Raw genomic sequence first — 21,155 nt, forward strand, 5'->3', positions numbered from 1 at the left:
TTTCAATGCCGGCCCTACGCAGCTTCCTCTGACGGTTCCGGATCGTTCTTGCTGCCTTTGACCCACTCGCGCAGGCTCTGCATCACGGCGTAGAGCACGGGAACCAGAATGACCCCGAACAGCGTCGCAGCCAGCATGCCGCCGAACACGGCGACGCCGATGGCCTTCTGGCTGGCAGCTCCGGCCCCGTTCGCGGCCAGCAGGGGAACCACGCCCAAAAGGAAGGACAGGGCGGTCATCATCACAGCGCGGAAACGCTGATATGCGGCTTCGGCCGCGGCCTCCTTGATTGACAGCCCATTGGCCCTTTGCTCCATCGCGAATTCGACGATCAGAATCCCGTTCTTTGACGCAAGCCCGACAAGCATGATCATCCCGATCTGCGTGTAGAGGTTGATGTCGCTGCCAACGATCGCCACCGCTGCGACGGCACCGAACAAGGCCACGGTCACCGACATTAGGATCGAAACGGGCATCGTCCAACTTTCATATTGGCCGACAAGGAACAGGTACCCAAACAGGATCGCCAACCCAAGGATCACCACGACCAGGCCACCCGAGGCCAGCTGCTGCTGCGCCGTTCCGGTCCATTCATAGGCATAGCCGGGGGGCAGGGCGGTCGCCGACTCCTCGGTCATGACATTGATGGCGTCCCCGGTGGAGAGCCCCGGTGCCGGAACCGCTGTCACAGTGGCCGAGCGGAACAGGTTATGCCGCTTTAGCAGGACCGGACCCAGCACGTTCTCGATATCGATCAGCGTGCCCAGCGGTACCATCTCACCCTTGTTGGAACGCACGTATAGCTCTGAGATATCGTCGACTTTATTCCGGTACGAGCCTTCGGCCTGGATCATTACGCGATAGACACGACCAAACAGGTTGAAGTCATTCACGTAATACGAGCCAAGCTGCGCCTGCATGGTCTGGAAAATCTCGGCCACCGAGACTTGCAGGGTTTTGGCCTTTTCCCGATCCAGATCGACAAACAATTGCGGCACGTTCGCGCGGAAAGTGGTATAGGCTTGCGCAATCTCAGGCCGCTGGTTTGCGGCATAGACATAAGACCCAACGGCCGAGGCCAGATCCTGCGGCGAGCCGCCACCGGTCTGCTGCACCTCCATCTCTACCCCTGCGGACATACCAAGGCCCTGAATGGGTGGCGGGTTGAACGCAACAATTGACGCCGCAGATTCACCATATGCAATCGCCAGAACCTGGTTTAGGATCGCATCCGCGCTGAGCTCGGGTTCCTGCCGCTCTTCCCAGTTGGTCAGGTTGACAAAGATGGCTGCGCCATTGGTAGTGGTCCCGTTCAACAGCGAGAACCCATTGACCAGAACGGTACTGGATACGCCGGAGATCTGTTGAATCTGTTCATCGATCCGCGCAGAAACCGCCTCGGTCCGTTCAAGCGTCGCCGCATCGGGAAGCTGGATATCAACGAACAGATATCCGTTGTCTTCCAGCGGAATGAACCCTTTGGACGTGTTGCCCATAATGGTCCCAGTACCCGCTGCGAATGCTGCAATGATCCCCAGCGAAATGACCGGCAGGATCAGTAGCTTTCGCACGATGGCGACATAGCCGCTGCGCATTCCGCCGATAAATTTCTCGAACACAGCCAGCAACCCTTTGGGCGGCCCCGAGCGCGCCTGTAGCACAAGCCCGCACAAGGCCGGTGAAAGGGTCAAGGCGTTGATCGACGAGATTACCACAGCAGTCGAGATCGTTACCGCAAACTGGGAATACAATCGTCCGGATATGCCGGGCATGAAAGTCACCGGCACGAAGACGGCCAGTAGCACCAGGGTGGTCGCGATAACGGGCCCGGTGATCTGGCCCATGGCCTTGCGGGTTGCCTCGGCAGGGGGCAGACCTTCATCGGCGATTATACGTTCGACGTTTTCCACCACAACGATGGCGTCATCTACAACGATCCCGATGGCCAGCACCAATGCGAACAGCGAGATCGTGTTCAGCGACATGCCAAAGGCCAGCAAGAATGCAAATGTCCCAATCAATGAAACCGGAATGGCCACCGCTGGAATGATCGTCGCCCGCCAACTGCCAAGGAAGATGAACACAACTGTGATCACCAATATGAATGTCAGGATGAGGGTCGAGACCACGTCATTGAGCGACTGTTCCACGAAGTCAGTCGTATTGAATGGAACATCGTATTCGACATCCGTGGGAAAGGACCGTGACAGGCGTTCAAGTTCGGCCTCAACACGTTCGGACACCGCAAGGGCGTTTGCGCCGGGGGCCTGATAGATGCCGATAACGGTCGCAGGAACGCTTTCGAAATAGCCCGAGGCGGAATAGAACTGCGCCCCTAACTCGACGCGTGCAATGTCTTTGACGCGCACAATCGCACCGGCTTCGCCTGTACGGATTACAATATCTCCGAATTCATCGGCCGAGGTCAGGCGGCCTTTGGTCTTGATCGTATACTGAAAGGTCTGCCCTTCAGGTACAGGCGGTGACCCGATTGAGCCCGCAGAGACCTCGATATTCTGTTCGCGGATGGCATTGATCACATCACCCGGAGTGATTGACAGCGCGGCCATCTTGTCCGGGTCCATCCAGATCCGCATGGCGTATTCCAGATTGGTCAAAACATCCGCTTTACCCACGCCCTGAACCCGCGCCAGAGCGTCTTTCAAGTTGATTGAGGCATAGTTCGACAGGAACACACTGTCATATGTGCCATTGGGCGAGGTCAGCGTGACCAGCAACAACATGTTGGTTGACGCTTTTTGCGTGACAACACCGGATGAAGTCACTTCGGACGGCAGCGATGCCATCGCCTGTGCCACACGGTTCTGCACGTTGACCGAGGCGATATCGGGGTCGGTGCCCACCTCGAACGTAACGTTCAACGAATACGAGCCGTTATCCGATGAGGTCGACGTCATGTAGATCATGTCGTCCACACCGTTGACCTGCGCCTCGATCGGGGCGGCCACGGTGTTTTCCACGGTTTCGGCATTTGCACCTGTATAGGTGGCCGTTACGCTGACCACCGGCGGAGTGATATCGGGAAACTGCGCAACCGGCAGAACCAGATAACCGATCCCGCCCAAAATGGTCAGGACCAGCGAAATGACAAGCGCCAGCTTGGGCCGGCTGATAAACAGGGCTGAGAACATCAGTTATTCTCCGGCTGCTCGGACGCAACGACTGCATCAACGGCGACGCCGGGGCGCACGCGTTGCAGGCCTTCGACGATGACGCTTTCGCCTTCGCGCAGGCCATCTGTGACGATAATCGCCGAATCCACGGTATCTCCGGTTGTGATGTAGCGTTGTTCAACCATCTGCTTGTCATTGACGACCAGAACGAATTCGCCGCGCTGATCACGCTGCAGCGCTGCTTGAGGGATCAATACCTGCAGCGTCGGCTCAAGCGCTTCGATCTGAACGTTCACGAAGGCACCATCAACGAGCAGACGCTTGGCATTGTCGAATTGAGCCGTGATCGTAATGGCGCCGGTCAGCGGGTCAATGCGGTTGTCGACAAAAATGATTTCGCCGGTTTCATCCAGCTCAGTACCGTTCGGCAGAGTCACATGAACATTCGGGCTTTGGCTGCTTTCAGCTAGCGTGGCCGGGTCTTCACCAAATTGTTCAAGAACCGACGTGAACTGCTTTTCATTCAACGAAAAATTCACATAGATGGGGGCTTCGCTGACCAGGGTGACAAGCGGCGGATTGTTGGGGCCCACAACATCACCGACACTGGTTTCCACGCGGCCGATGCGGCCCGAAAACGGGGCGTGGATCTGTGTGTAGCTCAGATCAAGCTCGGCCTGTTGGATCGCTGCATTGGCGGCTTTGACCTCGGCCTCGGCGACCAGTTCATTGGCTCGGGCAATGTCACGTTCTGATTCCGGTGTAGCGTCGCGCTTGTACAGCTCTTCCTTGCGGGCGAGATCGACTTTGGCCAGTTCAAGGTTTGCCTGCGCCCGATCCAGATCGGCTTTACGTGCCTCAAGCGTGGCTTCGTAAAGATCCGGTTCGATCGTGAACAGCAGGTCATCCTCATTCACCGGAGAGCCATCGTCGACGTTCTGGCTGTCCAGGAAACCACTGACGCGCGCGATAATATCGACCTTGTCGATTGCCTCGGCCCGTCCAATGAAGGTGGCCTGATCGGTGATCTCTTCGGTATAAGCTGCGGCGATCGACACCTTGGGCGCAGGGGCATCGCCCTGATCCTGCGCGACCGCTATCTGGGGCAGGCTGGAACATGCAAACAAAGCGGCAGAAACGCCGAGTGCCCTGAAATAGCCGCGTGGGCGGAGTGCTGGCTTCTTAAATGCAAGGGACATGTTGACGCCTCGTTCAAAGTAAAGATTGCACAACCGGGCAACAGAAACCCCCGGATGAGTCGATTGATTTTATAGGCAGGATGGCGGGTTTGACGCAGTTTCTCAAGCGTGTTGAGGTAGTGCGTTGGCAAGAATCGACCCGAAATTTCTTTCCAATCTGCAGACTTAGCCTGCATCCGCAGGCGTTTATCTGCCCGATGACAATTGGGGCGGGCGAATTTTCTCTGCCAAAAACCAGCAGCGGAGAGGCTTCAGGGCTCTGCTGCGGCATTCATAAATCGAATTTTGTTGTTATTCACGCGTTCCCGCAAACCGATTCTGCCAGTCTTCGCGCTGTTCGTCCGTGATTTTGGCAAACAGCACGTCGGGAACCGAAAATTCATGGCCAGCGGGCAGGGCGCGCAGCGCGGCATCGATATCTTCGGGCCAGCTGGTATAGAGTGTGTTCATCGCACTAAGCATTTTTGCAGACGCATCGGGAATGAACGGCGCGCTCAGAACTGCATAGAGGCGGATCAGGTTCAGCCCCAGCCGCACCTGCGCCGCAGCCTGCGCAGGATCTTCCTTAAAGGTAGACCATGGTGCGGCAGCCTGCAGATACTCGTTGCCAGCGACCCAGATCGCTCGCAGCTCTTGCGCGGATTTGCGCACTTCCATCGCTTCCATGTGGCCTTCGTAGGCACGTACTCTGCTAGTAAGCTCAGCAATCAGGGTCTGTTCACGTTCGCCATACGCACCACCTTCGGGCACTGCTTCACCGAATTTCGAGCGGCAGAACTTAGTGATCCGGCTGACAAAGTTACCCAGAACATCCGCAAGATCTTTGTTCACCGACTGCTGGAAGTTCTCCCATGTGAACTCGCTGTCGCTGCTTTCTGGCGCATGGCTCAACAGCCACCAGCGCCAGTAATCGGCGGGCAGAATGTCCAGCGCCTGATCCATAAACACGCCACGACCCTGCGAGGTCGAGAACTGGCCGCCATCATAGTTCAGGTAGTTGAACGATTTCAGGTGGTCGACCATCTTCCAGGGCTCGCCCGATCCCAGAATGGTGGCCGGGAAAGACAGGGTGTGGAAGGGCACATTGTCCTTGCCCATGAACTGAACGTAACGCACATCTTCTGCGCCTTTGTCGGTGCGCCACCAACGTTCCCAATCGGCATCAGACTTACCATTGGCGTCGGCCCATTCCTTGGCGCAGGCGATGTACTCAATGGGGGCATCGAACCAGACATAGAAGACTTTGCCTTCCATGCCGGGCCAATCTTGATCACCTTTCTTGACTGGTACACCCCAATCCAGATCGCGGGTAATGCCGCGATCCTGCAGGCCGTCGCCATCATGCAGCCATTTCTTGGCGATCGAGGTTGTCAGGATCGGCCAGTCTGTCTTGCTGTCAATCCACGCGTCCAACTGATCTTTCATTGCGGATTGACGCAAATACAGGTGCTTGGTCTCACGCACCTCAAGATCGGTCGAGCCGCTGATCGCGCTGCGGGGCTCGATCAGGTCGGTCGGGTCTAGCTGCTTGGTACAATTTTCGCACTGGTCACCGCGCGCGCGCTCGTAACCGCAATTGGGGCAAGTGCCTTCGATATAGCGGTCGGGCAGAAAACGGCCATCGGCGTTGGAATAAACCTGCTTTTCGCTGACTTCCCGGATCAGCCCGGCTTCATCCAGTTTGCCAGCGAAATGCTGGGTCAGTTTACGGTTCTGATCGCTGGACGAGCGGCCAAAGTGATCAAAGCTCAGGCCAAAGCGCTTGGCGATATCGGCCTGTACTGCGTACATGTCAGCGCAATATTCAGCCACAGGTTTGCCCGCTTTGGCGGCGGCCAGCTCGGCCGGGGTGCCGTGCTCGTCGGTTGCACACAGGAACATGACCTCATTGCCCCGGCCGCGCTGATAGCGAGCGTACAGATCGGCAGGCAATTGCGAGCCGATCAGGTTGCCGAGATGTTTGATCCCGTTGATGTAAGGGATCGCCGAGGTGATGAGAATTCGGGCCATAATGCGCTTCCACGTATCTATCTGCGCGCCCGTCTACCTTATGTGGCCAGTAAGCAAAAGCCCGCATTCATACCCGCTTGAATTTAACGGGTATTACTACGCGACTTCGTGCATTCCCGGGAGTTTGTGTCGCGTTCGTCAGCGATTTCGCCCCGTGCGTACCAATGGTGTATGATGATCAGGAGAACCCAGCTTAGGGGGAATTTCATTATGCAGAGTTTATGGATGGGCTGCTGTGCCGCCGTTGCAGCTATTGTATTTACCGCCAGCGCCATCGCCGACCAGAGCGCCACAGATGATCCGGTGCATGCTTTTGACCACGCTATGCTCTCGATCTTTCACCGTGGCCAGGATGCGCTGACGGCTGAAACCCGGCCCGTCATGATTATCGCACGTGATGTCACAGTCATGACCGAAGACGGAGAGGCGAGCTATCCAAGGGATGCGCCAACCTATCAACATCTGAAGTCCACGTCGCATGTTGTGTTGGGATTGATCGGGGCGGTGACTCCATGGCCTGATGATAATACCGATGATGAGCGCTGGAAGGCGGAGTTTGCAATTATCATCAATGAGATAGATGTATTTCTTGCGGCATTGGACGAACTGGACATAGCCAAGGACGACTTGGCGAGCCAGCGCAAAATGCTCGAAACAGCCCGGGCATTTGCTCAAGGTGTACTCGACAAGGATCAGATCACACGTGAAACGGTTTCGCAGGTGATCAACGACATGCGGCCCATCTGGGCAGAGAATATGGAGAAATCTGCACGTGCGGAGTTGAACGCACTTCATACCGCCGTGTCCGATGCACGCGCAGCCATAAGCGAAGAGGAGTGGGCCAAGATGTATGTGGTGCATCACGGCGGCTCCAGCGTCAAAGACGTCAATGTCGTGCTACTGTACCTACAGCGCGTGATGCCGGAAAAGGTTGCTGCCGGGCAGGTTCTGTTCGCTGAGAACGCACACGGGAACGACGCGTTGGCCGGATACGCCGGATACGTTCGAATGCAGAGGCATGTTGGTGCATGGGTGTTCGGGGACCCTGAACGGATGCGGGTTGACCTGCTGGGATATGAGGCGGGATCGATCCTGGATGAAATGATCCCGGCACCACCGCCAAAGCCCACCGATTAGAGAATTACTCCAGCAGGTGTGAACAGGTAATACGTTTCGCACGGGCGAAAGAAATTGAGCTTAATGTCATGGTTGCAGATTGTAACTGACATTTGGATGTAAATAACCTCAGGTTGAAACACAGAATCACAACCTCTTGAAATTGTAGCAATGACTTCCCATTTAAAATGTATACAAAAGTATACAATAACGAGGGCAATCTGCTGATGTTTGACTTTTTACTAGAGGGCGCATTTGTGCCCTTTACCTTGGCGCTTGCGCTTCTGTTCGGTCTTCTGGGCCTTGAACTGATCGCATTGGTTTTCGGGGGAAGTCTTCTGGCAGGCGAGGGCGAGGTTGATCTGGACATGGTCGACGCGCCCGATCTGGACGTCGTCGACTTTGATCTGGATATCGACGCCGACATCGATCTGAGTGACTTGGAACTGGCCGAAATTGAAACCGATGTGCCTGCGGCTACGCCCGTCGGCCCGTTTGGCTGGTTGGGCATTGGCAAGATGCCATTCATGATCTGGCTCGTTGTGCTGCTGGCTGGTTTCGGCCTGAGTGGCATAGGCCTGCAACTGGCGCTGCGTGATCTGCTGGGCTTTGACTTACCTGCATGGTTGGCCGCGATTCCGGCCGGAGTATTCGGCCTATGGTTCGCACGTGGCTTTGGTGGTGTCTTCGCTCGCCTCCTGCCCAAAACCGAAACCGAAGCGATGTCGGAACGGATGCTGGCCCGCCGCCGTGGCGTGATCACTCAGGGTATCGCATCGCGAGGCCGTCCAGCCGAAGTCCGCGTCATGGATCGCTTTGGCAACACGCACTACCTGCGCGCAGAGCCGTTGCAGGACAAAGATTCGCTGGAGCAGGGAACAGAAGTCCTTGTTCTGCGTGATCGACGGCGCGACCGGTTCGTTCTGGTTCGCATGTCAGTTTAACCAAAAAATCTTAACCCCAATCCGGAGGATATTGCATGGAACTATCATTCCTGGCCGTTACAGTTGTGACTATTTTAGCCGTACTCTTGTTCATAGGCCTTGTACTTGGCCGCCTTTATCGACGCGCCACGCGCGAGATCAGCCTCGTAAAAACCGGCGCGGGTGGCAAAAAGGTCATTATGGATGGCGGCGTCATCATCGTACCGTTGCTGCACGAAGTCAGCCCGGTCAACATGAAGACTCTGCGCCTTGAGGTGCAGCGCAGCGGTGAGGCCGCGCTTATCACCAAAGACCGGATGCGTGTCGACGTGGGTGTCGAATTCTACGTCTCGGTGATGGCGACTGAAGAGGGCATCGCGCGCGCCGCGCAAACGCTGGGTGATCGCACCTTTGACGTCGAGCAACTGCGTGAGATGATCGAAGGCAAGCTGATCGACGGTCTGCGCGCTGTGGCCGCTCAGATGACCATGGACGGTCTGCATGAAAACCGCGCCGACTTTGTGCAAGAGGTGCAGAATGCGGTGTCCGAGGACCTGCTTAAGAACGGTCTTTCGCTAGAATCCGTCTCGCTGACCGCGCTGGACCAGACCCCGTTCGAGGCTCTGGACGAGAATAACGCCTTTAACGCCGTGGGTATGCGTAAGCTGGCCGAGGTGATCGCCATATCCAAAAAAGAACGCGCGCAGATCGACGCCGAGGCCGAGGTTGAGGTGCGTCGTGCGGCGATGGAAGCGGAGCGTCAGAAGTTGCTGATCGAACAGGACGAACAGCAGGCGCGCATCGAGCAGGCGCAGAAGGTGGAAACTCTTCGTGTGGCGCAAGAGGCGGAGATCGCTGCGCGAACTGAAGACTCGGTACGCGAAACCGAACGCGCCCGGATTGCCCGTGAAGAGGCCATTCGTTCCGCCGAGATTGAGCGCGAGCGCAAAATCCGCGATGCCGAGATCGCCAAAGAGCGTGAGATCGAAGTCGCGGAACAGGAACGCCAGATCATCATCGCGCAGAAATCCGAAGAGGAAAGCCGTGCGCGCGCATCCGCCGATCTGGCTCGAGCCGAGGCGACCAAAGCAACCGAAGCCGTGGCTACGGCGCGCGAAGTGGCCGAGGCCGAGCGTCAGAAGCAGATTGTTCTGATTGAAGCCACCCGTGAGGCCGAACGCCAGGCCACCGCGATCCGTTTGTCAGCGCAGGCCGAGAAAGAGGCCGCCGCAGACCGCGCCGAAGCCCGCCGCGAGGAAGCGCAGGCCGAAGCAGACGCGCTGAACATTCGCGCCGAGGCCAAGAAAAACGACATGCTGGCCGAGGCGGAAGGTAAGCGTGCGATCGTAGAGGCGGACAATGCCCTGTCACCTGAGCAGATCCGGATGAAGGTCGACTTGACCCGCATTGAAACCATGCCCTCGATCATCTCGGAAATGGTCAAGCCGGCCGAAAAAATCGACTCGATCAAAATCCATCAGGTTGGTGGGATCGGAGCTGCCAATGGTGGTGGTGTTTCAAGCGGTGAAAAGCCGGTCGTCAATCAGGCGTTGGATTCGATCATGCGAATGGCCGTGCAGATGCCAGCGCTCAAGAAACTGGGCGAAGAGCTTGGCTTGTCCATGGAGAACGGCGTCGGGGGCGTAGTGAACGGTGCGCTTGAGAGCACCGGGGACCCAGATGAGGTGGTCGACGCGGTCGAGGACCACGGGCCAGCGGTCCAGCAGTAAAACAGAAGGGCCGGGATTTCCCGGCCCTTTTTCATTGCTTTTCGCGAGAACCCTTGAGCAGCCTGCCGATGGTAAAGGATGTGCGCGGTGCATAGACATAATTCGTCCGTTTCTCGGGCGTCGGGCGCGAACGCATACGGGCGAGGCCAAAGACAATAAGAAACACATGACCCAATGCAACAAAAGCAAACAGGGCTCCAGGGCCGAATTGCTGGATCAACGTGGATGAGATGTAGGGCGATGCAATCGCCCCCAGCGCGTACCAGAACATCAAGGCCGCTGCCAATTCAACGCGTTGTTCGGTCGTGGCAAAATCATTCGCATGGGCCGAGGAAACCGAGAAAATCGGAAATGTGGTCAGGCCAAAGAACCCGGCGGCCAGCATAACGCCGACCGTTCCAGTTCCGCTAGCCAACATCGTGACACCGCAGCTTAGCACGGCTGCCACGGACAGCCAGATCAGCACCCAGCGTCGATCATACTTATCTGCGAGCCAACCCAAGGGGTACTGGGCCAGTGCGCCGCCCAGAACGAAAGAGGCCAGAAAGAAGGCAATCTGATCTACGCCCAATCCGACCTCCTGACCGTATACCGGGCCGACCATGCGCAATGATGCCGAGCTAAGCGCAGCCACGATAACGCCCGCCACAGCCAGTGGTGAGCTGTGCCAGGCCAGCTTGGGACGCAGGCGCGGGGTGTCCGGTGTCTTGGGTTGGCTGGCGCGAGTTAGGGCCAGCGGCAAGATCGATGCACAGCATAGGATCGCAAGCAGGTTGTACGAAACGTAAGAGGCGGGTGGCAGAACAGCAATGATAAGCTGTGCACAAAGCGAGGCCCCCATATCGGCGATACGATACGTACCCATCGCGCGCCCACGGGTTTCGTTGGTGACCTTGGCGTTCAGCCAAGCCTCGATCACGGTGTAACAACCGGCGACACAGGTGCCCGACGCGATACGCAGCGCGGCCCAGACATAAGGGTTTTCAGTCAGCGTATGCCCCAGCAACCCCATCGCGCCCAAAGCGGTGCAGACCGCAAATGCGCGCGAGTGCCCGACGCTGCCCATAAGCCGCGGAGCCCACCAGCAACCAACAAAGAACCCAATGAAGTGCGATGACCCCAGCAGACCGATCTGTTCGGTCGAAAAATCAAGCGTCAGCCCCGAGATTGCATCCAGCGGACCAACACCGCCCGTTGAGAGCTGCAGCAGAATGACCGAAAGAAAGAGGGCGGCAAATGAAATGATCGTACGCATGATAGGTGCAACTTGACCTTGTCGCCACGAAATGCGCGCGCCTATTCGACGCCCTGACGTCGTTTTTTGCCTTTTTGTGGTTAATCCTGCCGGATGATTTCGGCGTGGATGTCCAGGCCGATCGTGGGTTGTACAAGATCAGGATATCCAGACGCGCCAAACTCATTTCGATTGATCGCCCCCTCTAGCCGGATGGACAGGGTGTCCAAATCATCCACCGTGCTTCCCGGTCTCCGATACAGGTTGGCGCTCAAAGTCACCGGACGCGTGATACCGCGCACTGTCAGATCGCCGGTCACGGTTGCACCTTCAGAGATACGGCCAGTGGGTCCCAACTGAATCTTGGTCGTGATGAAACGGATGGTGGGGTATTGGGCAGCGTTCAACACACTTTTTCCCAACATCGGACCTCGGGCAAATGGTAGGTTCGTCCGCGCCCGGGCCACGTCCAGCACGACATCGACCCGGCTGTTTTGCAAGCGATTGGTATCAATCAGAATTTGGGCCGACTGTACTGGCATCGTACCCGTCTGAAGCGCGCCGGACAAATCATAGGTGAAGCCAACGGAACTGCGCGATGCTGCCAGCGCATATGGGGTGAGGGCGGCCATCGCTGCCCGTGCCATTGGTAACGCGCAAAGGCTTGCAATCAGGCTGCGTCGGGTAAGGTTCCTCATGCCATCGCCGTGCGTCCACGCGGGCGCGAGCGTTTCATGAGCATCAGCACGATTGCGATGTTCAGCCCGTTCCAAAGGATGCCATTGATGAAAGCAAGCTGATAACTGCCAGTCACGTCATAGATCCAGCCCGACATCCAACCACCCAGAGCCATGCCGAGGATAGTCATCATCATGACAAAACCCACGCGCGCGCCGGCCTCTTGCGGGGGCATATATTCGCGTACAATCAGCGCGTAGCTGGGGACGATACCACCTTGGGCCAGCCCGAATAGCATGCTGACGACATAAAGCGAAACCATGCCATCATAAGGGAGAAACAGGAACAGAGCGATACATTGCAGGACCGAGCCAATCAGCAGTGTTGAAAGCCCTCCCAACCGGTCCGCGACAAGCCCCGAGATGATGCGGCTAACCACGCCGCCCAACAGCATCAGAGACAGCATCTCGGCCCCAACGGCTGGGCCATAGCCCAAGCCCACACAATAGGAGACAATATGGACCTGGGGCATCGACATGGCCACGCAGCAGCCGATGCCAGCCAGCCCAAGGATGTACTGCAGGGCGCGGGGTGAAAAGCCGACGCTTTGTGCTTTGACCTGTGCTGCCGCCGCTGCCGTGCCGTGCGCCTCGATGGGGACCTGTCTGCGCAAAAGCAGGGACAGAGGAATGACGGCGACCAGGGTGATGACGGCGAGGCTCAGATAAACCTGCTGCCACCCGTCGCGCTGCAGAATGCCCGACAGCAGCGTGGGCCAGATCGCGCCCGACAGGTAGTTGCCACTGGCCACCAGTGCCACGGCAATCCCTCGCCTGCGCATGAACCAATGCGAGATATCGGCGATCAGTGGTCCAAATCCGATTGACGTGCCGAGCCCCAGCAGAAGATGCGCAACCGACAGCAGCGCAATATTCGGCGCAAGGGTTGCCAGCAGATAGCTTACCGCGCTCAGCACAGCGGCGCCGATCAACGCCATTGTCACGCCCAGTCGGTCCACCAGCTTGCCCAGCCACATGTTGCCGAAGGCAAAGCCGATCATGGCGAGCGTATAGGGCATCGACGCCGCGGCTCGGTCTGCGCCAAACTCGGTCTCGATGGCGGGCATGACGACGATCACAGCCCACATGCCCACATTGACCACGGTTGCGATGGCCAGGGTGATCAGCAGGCGAAGCCAGGAATATCGGCTGTCATGGATCGGGTGTGTCATGCCGGCACGCTAGGGGGCAAGTCCGGTTTTGGCCAGTCACAAGTTATGTGATCATCGGGGCGTCTTCGGATTTGATCTGCTTTAACTGCAGTCCGGAATGAGGAGCGGCCCGCGTCACGTGCCAACTGGCCGGGGGCAGGGCGCGGGCGCGGCGGCGGGTCAGACACCAACTGCAGGCCTCGTCCCGATAAGTGGGCGCCATATGCCAGCGCGTCTCAATCCCCTGTGCGCCACCATCGTCAGGCGTCAGCAATAGCCCCAGCGGAGCCTGTCCCGATATGCCGCCCTGTTCGGCAGCCAGATGCATCCGCCGGACCGGGGTCAGACCCGGCGGGCCGGGCAAATCGCCAATGACCAACGGGGCGGCACCGCTGCGCAAGGCTTCTTCCATGCACCACAACAGGTCTTCGGGTTTGTCAGGGCGGATCAGCAGAAACCGGGACGGATCGGCAAAAGGCAGCATGCCCTCGGGATGCAGCTGCGCCACCTCCCAAGCCGGGGCAATCCACATCACTGGCCCTTGAGTCTGCGCCGCCACCCACAGAGCAAAGCTACGCCGGGCAGGGCCGCAGGCTTCGTGTACACGGGCCAGTTGCAGACTGATCTGTGGGTGCAGGGCCACCCCGGGTGGGGTGCGCGCGGGCTTGCGGCCAAGAAGATTGGTGGACATGCTGATCAAATTAGCATGTTCTCATTTTGTTCTCAATTGAGGAATGCGGTCAACGCGACAGGATTAGACGCCCATCTGCGAACTGGATGTTCGAAAAGCGGTGCAGATACGCCATCCCTAGCAAGGATTGACCCAGATCGCCTTCATTGACTGAGGCCAGGATATCGCGATCGGTGATGGGGCCCAAAGACAGGCTGTCCAGCCGAACCGGCGCTGTACGCACAATGCCATTGGCCGTCGAGGCGCGGCCGAGATAGTTCAATTGATCCGTATCGATTCCAATTCGTTCGGCATCTTTCGGGCTGATGACGATATTGCTGGCCCCGGTATCGACCAGAAAGGTCACCGCTGTGCCATTCACCAGCATTGGTAAATAGTAGTGTCCATCATAAGAGCGGGGCACTTCAATCCGCTGATCGGTCACGGTCAGTTGCGGGGTCGGGCTGACGGTTGAACGGATGTCATCCCACAATCCGACAACGGCAATGACACCGATAAAGATAAACACCCAAGCCGCGACCTGCTGCATGGTTTTGCCCAAAGACTGACGGTTCTGAGTGATAAACCACATCAACAGGGCCGCACCCAGCAGAACCAGATAGGTCAAGCGCCCAATATCGTAGCCGTCCATTCAATCACCCGAAATCAGTTGTCTCATACCAATATGGTGTTTCACGAGGCGAAACCAAAGGCTTTGAGGCCATCAAGAATGAACTGAACCGACAGTGCAGCCAGCAGCATACCCAGCAGCCGTGTCAGCACGTTCAGCCCGGTCTTACCTAGAATACGGGCGATCATGCCTCCGGCCAGAAAGAACACAAATACAACCAACATGACGGCAAGCATAACAGCGCAGGCCGCTGCGATCCCAGGGACGCCCGGGTTTTGTCCGGCCAAAAGAATGATTGTTGCGATCGATCCAGGGCCCGCGATCAGGGGTATTGCCAGGGGGAAAACCGAAGGGTCAGAATGATCTTCTTCCTCGGCGCGGTCCTCGCGGCGTTTGGTACGGCGGTCGAACAGCATGTCCAGCGCAGTCAGAAACAAAAGCGCGCCACCTGCAACGCGGAAGGCTTCCATCGAGATGCCGACGAATCCAAGAACCGCTTCACCAAAAGCGGCAAAGGCGATCAGGATGAAAACTGCGGTCAGGCAGCTGCGAATAGCAATCTTACGGCGTGTGGCCGCATCCATGTCCTGCGTCAAGGCAACGAAAATTGGCGTGGTGCCGAAAGGGTCGATCACCACGAACATCGTGGTGAAAGCCGTTATGAAAAAGGCCATGTCGATCATGCTGCACTCTCTGCCTGTTCCAACCGTTCTGCGGCGGCGACCCATAGGGCTTCAGCCTTTTGCATGGCTTCGACCACCTCGGCGAATTTGCGGTTCCAGGTTTCCAGATCGTTGATCCGGTCATCTTCATAAAGCGCCGGATCCGCCAGCTTGGCAGAAAGCTTGTCGTGCATATCGGTCAGTTTCTCGACCCGGTCTTCGCATTTGCGCAGATCCGCACGCAGCGCCAATACGGTCTCGCGTGACGCACGTTTGGGTTTGGGCGCCTGTAGTTTATCTTTGACCGGTTTCTCGCGGGCCAGCAAAAGAGCGCGATAGGCCTCAAGATCGCCATCGAATGGCTTCACGGTGCCATCCGAGACCAGCCATAGCCAATCAGCGACAAGCGACAGTAGATGCATGTCGTGGCTGACCAAGATGACCGCGCCGGAATAGGCAGTCAGCGCCTCGACCAGCGCTTCGCGGCTTTCGATGTCCAGATGGTTCGTCGGCTCGTCTAGGATCAGCATATGCGGCGCGTCGATGGTGGCGATCAGTAGCGACAAGCGCGCCTTTTGTCCGCCCGACAGGCGACCGACCAGCGTTTCTGCCTGATCCGCGTTCAATCCGAACCCCGCCAGACGCGAACGCCACTTGCCGGGCGCCTCATTGGGGCGTAGGCGGCGCAGGTGATCCAATGGTGTTTCGTCAACATGCAGCTCATCCACCTGATGCTGCGCGAAATAGCCGATGCGCAGCTTGGAGCTTCGGGTCATTTTACCTGCCATCAGGGGTAGGCGGTCAGATAGCAGTTTTGAAAGGGTTGACTTGCCCTGACCATTCTTGCCCAGCAGAGCGATGCGATCATCCTGATCAATACGCAGGTTCAGTCGTCGCAGAACCTCGGTATCACCATAACCGGTCACGCCTCCTTCAAGCTCAATGATCGGTGGCGACAGCTCTTCTGGCTCGGGGAATGAAAAGGCGCGCAAAGCCGCCTCTTGTGGAGTTGAAACCAGTTGGATGCGCTCGATCATCTTCAAACGAGACTGGGCCTGTACGGCCTTTGACGCCTTATAGCGGAAACGATCCACGAAACTTTGCAGATGTGCGATGCGGGCCTTGGCCTTGGCGTTTTCCGACTCTGCTTGTGCCAGACGTTCAGCGCGACGTTCGGCAAATTTGTCGTAGGGAACCGCGTAATAAGTCAGCTTGCGATCTTCGAGATGCAGAATTGATCCCACGGCGCGGTTCAACAACCCCCGGTCGTGGCTGATGATGATGACGGTGTGAGGGTATTTGGTCAGATAGCTTTCAAGCCACAACGCACCTTCAAGGTCCAGATAATTGGTCGGTTCGTCCAACAGCAACAGGTCAGGCTGCGAAAACAGTACGGCCGCCAGCGCTACCCTCATGCGCCATCCGCCCGAGAAATCCGAACAGGGTTTCAGCTGATCCTCATCGTCAAAGCCCAGTCCTTTGAGGATCGAGGCTGCCCGAGCCTCAGCCGACCAAGCATCAATATCAGCCAGCCGTGTCTGGATTTCAGCAATCCGGTCCGGATCTGTCGCGCTGTCTGCTTCGGCCATCAATGTGCTGCGTTCCACATCCGCGGCCAGAACCGTGTTGATTAGCGAGACATCCGAGGATGGCACTTCCTGCGCCACGCCCCCGATCCGCGCACGTTTGGGCAGGGATATATTGCCTGATTCCAGCGACAGCTCGCCCCGGATCAACCGAAAGAGCGTCGTCTTTCCGGTACCATTGCGCCCGACAAGGCCGACCTTGTGGCCATCGGGAATGGTCGCGCTGGCCTCGTCGAACAGAGGACGGCCTTCAACGGCGTATGTGATGTTCTCGATCCGTAGCATGAGGCGCTCTTATCAGAGCATCCAAGACGCCGCCAGAGGTCACCATGTTCAAGCCAGAAGCAATGTGTTAGCGCTGTTCCGGTTCGTTTTCCAAACGGTTTCAATATGCGTGCGGCTCAATCTCCTCCGACCCTGATAACGCTGATCTTTGCAACGGCGCTCTCGGTTCTGACACTGAACATGTTCCTGCCGTCGCTGGCGCATATGAGCGAAGATTTCGACGTGGATTATGGCCTGATGAACGTGGCCGTCGCAGGGTACCTATTTGTCTCGGCGGTCTTGCAGTTGATCGTCGGGCCGCTGTCGGATCGCTACGGGCGAAGACCTGTCTTGTTGATCGCGATGGTCATATTTGTCGCCGCATCAATCGGTTGCGTGTTGGCCGAGTCGATCTGGGCTTTCTTGACGTTTCGGATGATTCAGGCGGCGGTGGTGGCCGGGCCGGTGCTGTCGAGTGCTTCGATCCGCGACCGATATCCACCAAACGAGGCCGCCAGCAAGCTGGGCTATGTCGCAATGGCCATGGCACTGGCACCAATGCTTGGGCCAATGCTAGGTGGCGCGCTGGATATGCTTTTTGGTTGGCGGGCCGGGTTCGTGCTGTATTCGCTGCTTGGGGCAGGGGTGCTGTTGCTGCTTTGGGCTGACATGGGTGAAACCAACACCAACCGCTCGTCGACTTTCGCGGCGCAGATGCGGGAATACCCGCATTTGTTCCGCGCGCGTAGGTTCTGGGGTTACGCCTTATGCGCCGCGTTCTCCATCGGCGGTTTTTTTAGTTTTATCACCGGCGCGCCTCTGGTCGCCGCAGCCTGGTTCGACCTGAGCCCAGCAATGCTGGGTCTGGGCATCGGTATCATCACGGGCGGGTTTTTGGTCGGCAACTTTGTTACCGGGCGCATCGCAAAGCGTACCCAGCTGACGACAATGATCTTGTTCGGTCGGGTCGTGGCCTCGGTTGGGCCATTTTGCGGGCTGCTGCTGTTCATCGGCAATATGGGCTCGGTCTGGGTGTTTTTTGGATCCGCCATCTGCGTTGGTTTCGGAAATGGTTTGACCAATGCAAATGCCTCGGCTGGGCTGATGTCGGTACGTCCGAAACTGGCCGGCAGTGCGGCTGGATTATCAGGCGCCTTGATCGTGGCACTGGGGGCTGTCTTGACCATGATGACCGGGACGTTTGTAAGCCCTGAAAACGGGCCATATCTGGTGCTGAGCATGATGTGCGGCAGCAGCTTTGCGGGTCTTTTGGCAGTGCTCTATGTCCGCCGGTTGGATCGTACCGACCCGCTGCCTGATGCGATCTGAGTGATAAACGATCATAACGCTTTTCATGAGACAAATACCATGTTAGGCGGCGCGCGATGGATTTCGGCGCGGGTATCGCGCCCTTAAGTCAAGGAGAGGCCAATATGGCACTGGAACGCACATTCTCGATCATCAAACCCGATGCAACCCGCCGCAACCTGACTGGCAAGATCAATGCCAAGTTCGAAGAAGCTGGCCTACGCATCGTCGCGCAAAAGCGCATTCACATGACCAAAGCTCAAGCTGGCAAGTTCTATGACGTGCACGCCGAGCGTCCGTTCTATGACGAACTGTGCGAATTCATGTCGTCGGCCCCCGTTGTTGTTCAGGTTCTCGAAGGCGAAGGCGCCATTGCAAAGAACCGCGAAGTCATGGGCGCAACCAACCCTGCAGACGCAGCACCTGGCACCATCCGCGCCGAGTTCGCTGAATCGGTCGGTGAAAACTCGGTCCACGGTTCGGACGCACCGGAAACTGCCGCGGTTGAGATCGCCTACTTCTTCTCGGGCATCGAACTGGTCGGCTAATCGGCCGTCAGATCACAGCTTTAGGCCGTACCCCATATCGGGTGCGGCCTTTCTTATGAGGGCAGGGCTCAAGAGTGTTTGTCCGCATTGCTTTAGTCGACAGGAGCGAAATGCCGTCATGAGCACAAACAAACGCATTGTTCTTTCCAGTGATCACGCTGCAATCGACCTCAGGCAGGCTATCTCTGCTTACGTTGAAGCCGAAGGTTGGGAGGCCGTAGATATCGGCCCGACCACATCGGAAAGCACTCATTATCCCGAACACGGAGCTGCCGCAGCGCGCCTTGTGGCTTCGGGTGATTGTCGCTTTGGTATCATCTTGTGTGGCACCGGTCAGGGTATCATGATGGCGGCGAACAAAATCAACGGCGTCAGATGTGGCGTTTGCAGTGATGTCTTTTCGGCCCAGATGATCCGTCAGCACAATGACGCAAACATGCTCTCGCTGGGGGCGCGGATTCTCGATGAAAAGCAAGCACTGGAAATCACGGCTGCTTTCCTGACATCCGAATTCGAAGGTGGTCGCCACGCAATGCGGGTCGACATGATCGAGGCTCTCGAAGCCTAGTCTGCCGACAAATCCTTGGCTGATATTCGCACGCCCAAAGCATCAAGATCGGCAATCATCTGATGCTTTGGCGTTATGCTGACTCCGGCTTTGATCGCATCGAACCGTTCGCGCAAGGCCTTCTTTTCCTCGCCCTTGCAGTCATTCCAGGGACGGCCTTGCAAGCCCATGACCAGCACATAATAGCCGATGAAATGAGGGCGCGTTCCGGCCTGTAGCAGGCGCGTATAAGCCTCGTCTGCTCCCAACGCTCGCAATTCCTGAGCTGTCATAATGCCCGCACGCGCGCAGGCTTGCTCGAATGCCGGGCCAAGATTGCGGATGGAGGATATCGGATCAGACATGCCTTGTCTTATCCCGCCCGATACGGCCTGTCACCCGCTCAAGGTTGTTTGCAGCTTCCCTTTCCGCTACCCAAGCGTTGGAGGGGTCAAGCATGAACGATCTAAGCCTAGAGAATGTCGCGCAAAATTTGGACCTGATGAACCCGCCCGAGGGGTTTGTCGACGACCCGTTCCCCTTTTATGATGCACTGCTTAAGCATGCGCCTGTATTGCGGCAGCCGGACGGTTCCATGTTGTTGTCGCGCCATGCGGATCTGGATGCCATTTATCGCAACACGACGCTTTATTCCTCGGATAAGGAGGCTGCGTTCGGCCCTAAATTCGGTGTTGGCTCGCCGTTATTCGAACATCATACAACTTCACTGGTGTTCTCCGATCCACCGCTGCACACGCGGGTGCGCAAGATCATGACCTCAGCCCTGACGCCCCGGGCAATCGCGCGGATGGAGCCGGGTCTGATCGAAACCGTTGATACGCTGCTGGATGATATGGCGGGCAGGGGACGGGTTGATCTGATTGCGGATTTTGCCTCGACCATTCCAATCCAAATCATCGGCAATCTGCTGGATGTACCGATGGATGAACGCGCGCCTCTGCGCGATTGGTCTCTGGCTATCCTTGGTGCTTTGGAACCCGCTTTGACGGAAGCTCAGCTGGAAAAGGGTCACACTGCTGTTCGCGACTTCAAAACTTACCTTCGGGATCTCGTCGCCCGTCGTCGCGCAAAACCGGGAGATCCGGAAACAGATGTTCTGACACGTCTGATCCGTGGCGAAGGCGCGGATGAGATGCTGAGCGAGATTGAGCTTCTGCAAAACTGCATCTTCATACTGAACGCGGGCCACGAAACGACCACCAATCTGATCGGCAATGGGCTGGCGCTGCTTCATGACTATCCAGAACAACGCCAAAGACTGTTGGAAGATGGCGAATTGATTGCTCCGGCGGTTGAAGAGGTCTTGCGCTTTCGGTCGCCCAACCAATTTGGCAACCGGGAAACTACGTCGGACGTTGAAATCCGAGGACATCAGATCGCCAAAGGAACGAACCTGCATCTATGTATCGGGGCAGCGAACCGTGATCCCGAGGTGTTCACCGACCCGACCCGGTTTGACATCACACGCAAGCCGAACAGGCACCTAGCTTTCGCAGGCGGGCCGCATGTCTGCGTTGGCCTGACTTTGGCGCGTCTTGAAGGTCGTGTTGCATTGGGCCGGTTGTTGAATCGTTTTCCCGATTACCAGATTCAAGGAAAACGGGTGCAGGGTGGTCGCATTCGCTTTCACGGATACGCTTCCTTGCCTGCAGTTATGTAATTTTATCAAGGCTATAGTAGATGT

The 21,155-nt window shown here is 57.3% G+C and carries 18 protein-coding genes; 7 read left to right on the top strand and 11 right to left on the bottom strand.

Annotation, left to right across the window (positions count from 1 at the left end; genetic code table 11):
- Positions 1 to 14: 14 nt before the first annotated feature.
- From ACR0AY_RS01175 to metG, 3 genes are all read right to left on the bottom strand, one after another.
- Entirely contained in the window at positions 15 to 3,152 is a 3,138-nt protein-coding gene (locus ACR0AY_RS01175) for an efflux RND transporter permease subunit (RefSeq protein ID WP_170510384.1), read from the bottom strand.
- Positions 3,152 to 4,333 carry an efflux RND transporter periplasmic adaptor subunit gene (locus ACR0AY_RS01180; protein ID WP_170393332.1) on the bottom strand — a complete coding sequence of 394 codons (1,182 nt, stop codon included), beginning with the start codon at positions 4,331 to 4,333 and terminating at the stop codon, positions 3,152 to 3,154. The genes ACR0AY_RS01175 and ACR0AY_RS01180 overlap by 1 nt, the downstream gene beginning before the upstream one ends.
- A gap of 291 nt (positions 4,334 to 4,624) precedes the next feature.
- A complete protein-coding gene (metG, locus tag ACR0AY_RS01185; protein ID WP_170510381.1) occupies positions 4,625 to 6,343 on the bottom strand; it encodes a methionine--tRNA ligase in 1,719 nt (572 codons plus the stop codon).
- A gap of 210 nt (positions 6,344 to 6,553) precedes the next feature.
- Here metG and ACR0AY_RS01190 point away from each other — a divergent pair, with 210 nt between their 5' ends.
- From ACR0AY_RS01190 to ACR0AY_RS01200, 3 genes are all read left to right on the top strand, one after another.
- On the top strand, positions 6,554 to 7,480 hold the full coding sequence (locus ACR0AY_RS01190) for a hypothetical protein (protein ID WP_170510378.1): 927 nt from the start codon (positions 6,554 to 6,556) through the stop codon (positions 7,478 to 7,480).
- 206 nt (positions 7,481 to 7,686) lie between these two features.
- Entirely contained in the window at positions 7,687 to 8,403 is a 717-nt protein-coding gene (locus ACR0AY_RS01195) for an OB-fold-containig protein (protein ID WP_170510375.1), read from the top strand.
- A 35-nt stretch (positions 8,404 to 8,438) separates the two neighbouring features.
- Positions 8,439 to 10,112, top strand: coding sequence for a flotillin domain-containing protein (locus ACR0AY_RS01200; protein WP_170510373.1), 1,674 nt, complete (start codon positions 8,439 to 8,441; stop codon positions 10,110 to 10,112).
- Positions 10,113 to 10,143: 31 nt separating this feature from the next.
- On the opposite strand, the gene ACR0AY_RS01205 is transcribed toward ACR0AY_RS01200, so the two are convergent.
- The 7 genes from ACR0AY_RS01205 to ACR0AY_RS01235 all read right to left on the bottom strand — a co-directional run bounded on the left by ACR0AY_RS01205 (position 10,144) and on the right by ACR0AY_RS01235 (position 17,068).
- The gene (locus ACR0AY_RS01205) at positions 10,144 to 11,367 is read right to left on the bottom strand and encodes an MFS transporter (protein ID WP_170393328.1); all 1,224 of its coding nucleotides are present in this window, start codon (positions 11,365 to 11,367) and stop codon (positions 10,144 to 10,146) included.
- Between the two features lie 80 nt (positions 11,368 to 11,447).
- Entirely contained in the window at positions 11,448 to 11,993 is a 546-nt protein-coding gene (locus ACR0AY_RS01210; RefSeq protein ID WP_480453635.1) for a YceI family protein, read from the bottom strand.
- 47 nt (positions 11,994 to 12,040) lie between these two features.
- Positions 12,041 to 13,255 carry an MFS transporter gene (locus ACR0AY_RS01215; protein ID WP_170510367.1) on the bottom strand — a complete coding sequence of 405 codons (1,215 nt, stop codon included), beginning with the start codon at positions 13,253 to 13,255 and terminating at the stop codon, positions 12,041 to 12,043.
- 43 nt (positions 13,256 to 13,298) lie between these two features.
- Positions 13,299 to 13,925 (bottom strand): hypothetical protein, encoded by a 627-nt coding sequence (locus tag ACR0AY_RS01220; RefSeq protein ID WP_170405242.1) that lies wholly within the window; start codon positions 13,923 to 13,925, stop codon positions 13,299 to 13,301.
- A gap of 49 nt (positions 13,926 to 13,974) precedes the next feature.
- The gene (locus ACR0AY_RS01225) at positions 13,975 to 14,556 is read right to left on the bottom strand and encodes a TIGR02281 family clan AA aspartic protease (RefSeq protein ID WP_170405245.1); all 582 of its coding nucleotides are present in this window, start codon (positions 14,554 to 14,556) and stop codon (positions 13,975 to 13,977) included.
- 41 nt (positions 14,557 to 14,597) lie between these two features.
- Positions 14,598 to 15,218 (bottom strand): MarC family protein, encoded by a 621-nt coding sequence (locus ACR0AY_RS01230; protein WP_170393323.1) that lies wholly within the window; start codon positions 15,216 to 15,218, stop codon positions 14,598 to 14,600.
- Entirely contained in the window at positions 15,215 to 17,068 is a 1,854-nt protein-coding gene (locus ACR0AY_RS01235; protein ID WP_170510364.1) for an ABC-F family ATP-binding cassette domain-containing protein, read from the bottom strand. The genes ACR0AY_RS01230 and ACR0AY_RS01235 overlap by 4 nt, the downstream gene beginning before the upstream one ends.
- Before the next feature lie 105 nt (positions 17,069 to 17,173).
- Here ACR0AY_RS01235 and ACR0AY_RS01240 point away from each other — a divergent pair, with 105 nt between their 5' ends.
- The 3 genes from ACR0AY_RS01240 to rpiB all read left to right on the top strand — a co-directional run bounded on the left by ACR0AY_RS01240 (position 17,174) and on the right by rpiB (position 19,471).
- Positions 17,174 to 18,376: a multidrug effflux MFS transporter gene (locus tag ACR0AY_RS01240; protein ID WP_170510361.1), complete on the top strand. Its 1,203-nt coding sequence runs from the start codon at positions 17,174 to 17,176 to the stop codon at positions 18,374 to 18,376.
- Positions 18,377 to 18,480: 104 nt separating this feature from the next.
- On the top strand, positions 18,481 to 18,903 hold the full coding sequence (gene ndk, locus ACR0AY_RS01245; protein WP_008757405.1) for a nucleoside-diphosphate kinase: 423 nt from the start codon (positions 18,481 to 18,483) through the stop codon (positions 18,901 to 18,903).
- 118 nt (positions 18,904 to 19,021) lie between these two features.
- Entirely contained in the window at positions 19,022 to 19,471 is a 450-nt protein-coding gene (gene rpiB, locus ACR0AY_RS01250) for a ribose 5-phosphate isomerase B (RefSeq protein ID WP_170510358.1), read from the top strand.
- Here rpiB and ACR0AY_RS01255 read toward each other — a convergent pair.
- Complete coding sequence (locus tag ACR0AY_RS01255) at positions 19,468 to 19,815, bottom strand: TfoX/Sxy family protein (protein WP_170393319.1); 348 nt, start codon at positions 19,813 to 19,815, stop codon at positions 19,468 to 19,470. The genes rpiB and ACR0AY_RS01255 overlap by 4 nt on opposite strands.
- 92 nt (positions 19,816 to 19,907) lie before the next feature.
- Between ACR0AY_RS01255 and ACR0AY_RS01260 the strand changes: the two genes are divergently transcribed.
- Positions 19,908 to 21,131: a cytochrome P450 gene (locus ACR0AY_RS01260; protein ID WP_170510357.1), complete on the top strand. Its 1,224-nt coding sequence runs from the start codon at positions 19,908 to 19,910 to the stop codon at positions 21,129 to 21,131.
- Positions 21,132 to 21,155: the final 24 nt, after the last annotated feature.

Source organism: Ruegeria sp. A5 (genome assembly GCF_056543005.1).